The following is a 5,366-nucleotide window of genomic DNA, read 5'->3' on the forward strand; positions in this document are numbered from 1 at the left end:
ACTTCACCTCGCTTGGTAGTTTTACCATCTTAGCGAAGTGTCCGGAAGGATTAGACCACTACATGAAGCCAATGTAGGTGTTCTGTTTTTCCAAAAAAGTTCCTCAACGATCCCTGCTGGGTTTGACCAAGAGTGGGAGGCAATCTTTAACAAGACACATGGTAAGCGGTAGCAAATCATTCGCAAATGTATAGGCTGGAAGTAAAGAATACACTTCTCTCATGATACGCTGTGAATGCATCCCGGTATGCTCGTAATTGGCACTTATGACTCATACGGGCCGCGGGTGAAGTGTATTCCCTTCCGTTACTTTAGTAATTAGGTTGGTCGGCAGTATTGTTGCAATATTGGAATAAGCGCCGCCTCTGGGGCTGTGGTATTACAGCTATAGTAAGTCCGCCATCTTTTTTATCAGGGGAGCGGATGCGTTGTCGGTAAACTGCTGTCCCTCCTCAATGTACTCCCATACCGTTGCATCACTTTTCCAACCGCCTTGCTTTTTAATCTGCTCAAACCCAACTTTTTCTCGCGCAGCAGATGTGGAGAGGCCGCGGCGAAAGCTGTGACTGCTGATTTCGTCGACAAACTCAAAGTTACAGGCCGAGCCAAGCTTTTTTAGGAGGTCATTGATCGCGGTGGGATTTAACTGCCTTGCCTGCACCGTGTCCCAGCGGTTTACCGCGCGGAACACAGGCCCCTTCAATATGCCACTTATTTCCAGCCAGGTTTTCAGCGCGCTCGCCGGGCAGGCTTCAGGATTACCAAAAGGTAAGGCGCGCATCATACCCTTTCCGTCCTGGTCGGTCTTTGACTTTGGCAGAAGCACAATTAGACCTTCCTCTTCCCAGATTAAGTCCTCTACCTGGATTGCGACCAACTCGCTACGCCGAAAGGCCCCAAAGAATCCAACCATTACCAGAGCAAGATCCCGTGATTTCTTTTTGGAGTCAGGCTGGGAGCGCAAGTAACGCGTCATTGCGGCAATATGCTGAAGGCTCAGGGCTTTAGCTTTCTGTTTGGGTTTGCCATGAGTGCGCCGGATGCCGCGCATAGTTTTTTGAACCAATGGATCTGCAACCGGATTAAGGATTCCCTGGTAGAGGTGCCATTGCCCAATGGCGGTGAGGTGCAAATCTAGCGAGCGCGAATTCAATTGCTCGGCGCGACTTAAAAGGTAGGTCACCAGCGAGTGACTGTCAGTAGGTAACCTGCCACCCCACTTCTCGAACTGACGAATGGCTGAGCGGTAAGCCTTACGAGTGCTATCTGATGTGGCAGCACGTAAATATTTCTGGATGTCCTCTTCCGACAGTGGTGTACCAGATAGCCCAGTTGCACTGGGAGATTTAGCTTTTGCCTGGGTTTTTCTGAAAGGGGAGGGATGTATTTCCATGTCTTTCAAGACACCTTAAGAACCGTTGTTTGTACTAGGGGTACGTTAAATATAGGTTTCTAGCTATTTATAACCTTCGATAAGAATCATTATCAAAGGTTAGCGACGGTAATTCAAGAGTTGGTCTATTTTTATATATTATGTAATATTACGTATTATGTAATTTAAAACGAAATAATCTGAGGGAAAGCTAATGGCACGTGCAGGAGTCACTTATTTCGATATTGTTGAGGCTGCCAAGGCGATTAAAGACCGTGGAGAGGAGCCCACTGTGGATCGGGTGCGATCCCAACTGGGAACAGGTAGTAAAAGTACTATCGCGCCTCTGCTAAAGCGCTGGCGTAGTGAGATCGCAAACGATATGGATATCAGTGGCCTCCCCAGGGACCTAGTGGAAGCACTGAAAGGGCTGCACCAGCGCATCCAGGGGCAAGCGGACCAGCGGGTTGAAGAGGTGCAGCAGAAATTTCAGGCACAGGAAGAGTCGATTTCTGATCAGCTCGCTGAGGCTAAGGAAGCTACATCAAAGCAGGCAGCCAATATCCGTGAACTTGAACAGAAGTTGACCATTGCAGAGACCGAAAAGCGGCGGCTTAAACAGGCCCTGGAAGAAACTCAGAAGGCCCTGGAGAAGAGTGAATACCAGCAGGGAGAGGCCAATGTCCGCATCCAGGAACAGAAAGAAGCTATACAGGAAATGAAGCACGAGAATCGCGATATTCGCGAGCACTTTGAACACTTTCAACAGCGAACTGCCAGTGATCGTCAGCATGAGCGTGATCAGTTTCGCTCTGCCAGTGAGCAGTTAAAAGGCCAGGTGACCACACTCACCGAGCAGTTGGCTCTGGCTGAGCGCAAGTTAAGTGAGCAAGGCCTGCTATATAACCAAGGCCAGGCGTTGCTGGCAGAAGTGAATCGTAAGAAACAGGATCTACGTGAACAGATTGGAGCTGCCCAAGTAGCAATGGAGGAACTTAAGCGGAAGGCTGAAGATCAGGATAAATTGGAGAGTGCAAGGGCCGCAGAGGTATCTGAGCTGCGGAATCAGGTGACCCGCCTGCAAAGTGATAACTCAGCTCTAACTAAAGAAACTCAGCTACAGCATCAGTCAGTAGGGAAGCTGGAATCGGAACTGGCTTCTGTTAGAGATCAAGCGGAACAACTGGCGGATGAAAATCGTATTGTGTTGCAGGAGAAAGCGATGATTCAGGGGCAATTTAGGCAGTTGGAGAGCTCTCTTAAGGTTTGACGAACTGTACCGCCACGCACCCTACTGAGTTACGACTGTTTCTTTTAACTGGCAAGGAGTCCTGCCCAAGGGAATATCGCCTAAGCTTATGATCATCACTGTCTTGGGAATCCAGCAGGCGATACCTTCTTTGGGGTGGATAGTGGAAATTGCGGCAAAACTCAATTCATTGTAGCGCTCAGATATGGATATATTAAACATCGGTGCGGGTCCAACTGGGTTAACCGCTGCAGCTACTTTAGCTTCCATGGGGGTTCGCTGTCGAATTATCGAGCAAAGGACTGCGCCGTCTGAGCTTTCGCGTGCTGTGGGCATTATGCCTGCAACAATTGATGCTCTAAGCAGTTTAGGTGTAGCAGAAGCCTTCCTTGCTGAAGCCATGCCGCTGAAAAAAATACATATTCTGCGCAATGAGAGGACTTTGGCTTATTTGGATAATAGCGGAAACGATTTTAAAAGTAGAGTGCCCCTTGGGCTTCCGCAGAATCGCACAGAAGCTATTTTACGCGATGCGCTTTTGGAAAAGGGGGGTATGAATCACCCCGGGTTTCTCGGAGGCTAAGTTTCTTGAGAGAATTAGCCTATGAGCAAACGACCTGGATACTCCCCCGAAGTACGGGAACGCGCAGTTCGCATGGTGTTGACCGGCGAGCATGAGCATCAATCACGCTGGGCAGCGATTACATCTATCGCTTCCAAGATCGGCTGTACACCTGAGACTCTACGAGCATGGGTCAACAAGATGGAAGTCGACAACGGCACTAAGTCCGGCACCACCAGTGGTGATGCGGCCCGCCTTAAAGAGCTGGAACGCGAAGTCCGCGAACTGAAGCGTGCTAACGAAATTTTGCGCAAGGCAGCCGCTTTTTTCGCCCAGGCGGAGCTCGACCGCAAACCGAAGTAATGGTGGCATTCATTGACCAGGAGCGTGAGGCGCACGGTGTCGAGTCAATCTGTGAGGTTCTGCCGATTGCACCGTCGACCTACTACCGCTGCAAGCATCTGCAGGACAATCCAGAGCAACGCTGTGTGCGTGCTCAACGTGATGATGAGCTGAAGCCTGAGATCCAGCGGGTCTACGAAGAAAACCATCGCGTCTATGGTGCTCGCAAGATCTGGAAGCAGCTTAACCGTGAGGATGTAAAAGTCGCCCGATGCGCAGTTGAACGGTTGATGAGGGTGCTGCAGCTAGAAGGCGTCCGAAGAGGCAAACGCTGTGTTACGACTATCCCGGATGAGCTGTCTGACAAGCCGCTGGATCTGGTGAATCGCGAGTTTACGGCGGAGCGCCCCAACCAGCTTTGGGTGGCCGACATAACCTATGTTGCAACCTGGTCTGGCTTTGTTTATGTCGCATTCGTTGTCGACGTATTCTCCCGCTACATTGTTGGCTGGCGCGTGTTAAAGAGCCTTCAATCCGAGATTGTGCTTGATGCTCTGGAGCAGGCACTGTGGGCACGAGGTAAGCCCCGCGGCGTTATCCATCACAGTGATCGAGGTAGTCAGTACCTGTCGATCCGATATACCGAGCGGCTTATTGAAGCGGGCTTCCAGGCGTCAGTCGGCAGCGTCGGGGATTCCTACGACAACGCACTGGCAGAAACCATTAACGGTTTATTCAAGGCGGAAATCATTCACAGAGCAGGACCCTGGAAAGGGTTGAATGAGGTTGAGCACGCAACCTTGACCTGGGTCGACTGGTTTAACCATAGACGCATTCTAGGGTCAATTGGCGATATGCCTCCAGCCGAATACGAAAACCTGTATTATCAGCAAATCGAGTCTGCCCAAGCGGCATGACTCAAATAAAATTGCCTCTGAAAAACCCGGGGTGATTCAGTAAGGTTGAATACGGTCTTTCTGTGACGAAAGTAGCCTCGACTACCGATAAGGCAGAAGCCCACTTTTCAGATGGATCTAATAGTGAATTCGATTGGATCATTGCTGCTGATGGGGTAGGTTCCACAACTCGAAAGCAACTTCACATTGATTACCCAGGAGCGGATCTTCCTGGCAAATGGTCTATAGCGGATGTGGATTTGATTGGGGATTTTGATCCTGAGGAAATTACCCTGGACCTTTATGGACGAGACAATCAGTTCACCCTTATCCTGCCAATCGAGAAGCACCGGGCACGTATTGCATCTTCCACGGAAGATGCCCTGGCAACAATGAGATTGCCGTTAAATGTTGAGAAGGTTCGGCGAACAGCTACTTTTCAAATCTTAATAAGGCAGGCTGAAACCTACCGCAAAAACCGTATTTTATTAGCAGGGGATGCTGCCCATTGTCATTCACCGGTGGGCGGCAAGGGGATGAATCTGGGAATGGCGGATGCTATAGCGGCTGCATCGTCTATTGTGGGTGGGCGTGTAGATCAATATTCTGACTTACGCCGCAAGGCTGGTGCCCTTATTTGTAGTAGTTCAGACTTGATCTGACAGTTACCGGTTTTTCAGATGGTGCTTTGTCAGGTCAAATTCAGTTTACGAGTTTTTCCTTCCAGATGCTTTTTCCATCTTCAAGTGTTGCCATCGGAGTGCGGCCACAACACTTTTTACCCTGATGGGTACGGTCATTATTGTAATATGTGAGCCATTCGTCCAGATCCTTTTGTAACTCTTCTATTGATCCATAGATCTTCCGGCGTAATGAAGGCTGGTAGAACTCTTGTAGAATGGTTTTATGGAAGCGCTCACAGATGCCGTTGGTTTGTGGATGCCT

Annotated in this window: 6 protein-coding genes and 1 other annotated feature; of the genes, 4 read left to right on the top strand and 2 right to left on the bottom strand. The window is 49.7% G+C overall.

What is annotated here, in order from left to right; genetic code table 11:
- Positions 1 to 385 precede the first annotated feature (385 nt).
- Entirely contained in the window at positions 386 to 1,393 is a 1,008-nt protein-coding gene (locus tag ACCI49_RS23340) for a site-specific integrase (RefSeq protein WP_371841649.1), read from the bottom strand.
- A 193-nt stretch (positions 1,394 to 1,586) separates the two neighbouring features.
- Here ACCI49_RS23340 and ACCI49_RS23345 point away from each other — a divergent pair, with 193 nt between their 5' ends.
- The 4 genes from ACCI49_RS23345 to ACCI49_RS23360 all read left to right on the top strand — a co-directional run bounded on the left by ACCI49_RS23345 (position 1,587) and on the right by ACCI49_RS23360 (position 5,083).
- The gene (locus ACCI49_RS23345; RefSeq protein ID WP_371841650.1) at positions 1,587 to 2,642 is read left to right on the top strand and encodes a DNA-binding protein; all 1,056 of its coding nucleotides are present in this window, start codon (positions 1,587 to 1,589) and stop codon (positions 2,640 to 2,642) included.
- Between the two features lie 184 nt (positions 2,643 to 2,826).
- Positions 2,827 to 3,204: an FAD-dependent oxidoreductase gene (locus ACCI49_RS23350; protein WP_371841651.1), complete on the top strand. Its 378-nt coding sequence runs from the start codon at positions 2,827 to 2,829 to the stop codon at positions 3,202 to 3,204.
- A 21-nt stretch (positions 3,205 to 3,225) separates the two neighbouring features.
- Positions 3,226 to 4,442, top strand: a protein-coding gene (locus ACCI49_RS23355) for an IS3 family transposase (protein ID WP_371841652.1) whose coding sequence is annotated in 2 segments (ribosomal slippage) — positions 3,226 to 3,514 and positions 3,514 to 4,442 — 1,218 coding nt in all. Because the reading frame shifts where the segments join, the coding sequence is not laid out codon by codon here.
- Positions 3,504 to 3,620, top strand: a sequence feature (AL1L pseudoknot). It overlaps the preceding gene by 117 nt.
- 62 nt (positions 4,443 to 4,504) lie before the next feature.
- Positions 4,505 to 5,083, top strand: coding sequence for an FAD-dependent oxidoreductase (locus ACCI49_RS23360; protein ID WP_371841653.1), 579 nt, complete (start codon positions 4,505 to 4,507; stop codon positions 5,081 to 5,083).
- A gap of 40 nt (positions 5,084 to 5,123) precedes the next feature.
- Here ACCI49_RS23360 and ACCI49_RS23365 read toward each other — a convergent pair.
- Positions 5,124 to 5,366 (bottom strand): integrase core domain-containing protein (locus ACCI49_RS23365; protein WP_371840492.1); only part of this gene is annotated, 243 nt, incomplete at its 5' end.

The organism is Microbulbifer epialgicus (assembly GCF_041447265.1).
GTDB lineage: Bacteria > Pseudomonadota > Gammaproteobacteria > Pseudomonadales > Cellvibrionaceae > Microbulbifer > Microbulbifer epialgicus.

Bases quoted from the DNA above. Each gene is read 5' to 3' on its own strand.
- ACCI49_RS23350 (WP_371841651.1), top strand. From the start codon at position 2,827: ATGGATATATTAAACATCGGTGCGGGTCCAACTGGGTTAACCGCTGCA.
- ACCI49_RS23345 (WP_371841650.1), top strand. From the start codon at position 1,587: ATGGCACGTGCAGGAGTCACTTATTTCGATATTGTTGAGGCTGCCAAG.
- ACCI49_RS23340 (WP_371841649.1), bottom strand. From the start codon at position 1,393: ATGGAAATACATCCCTCCCCTTTCAGAAAAACCCAGGCAAAAGCTAAA.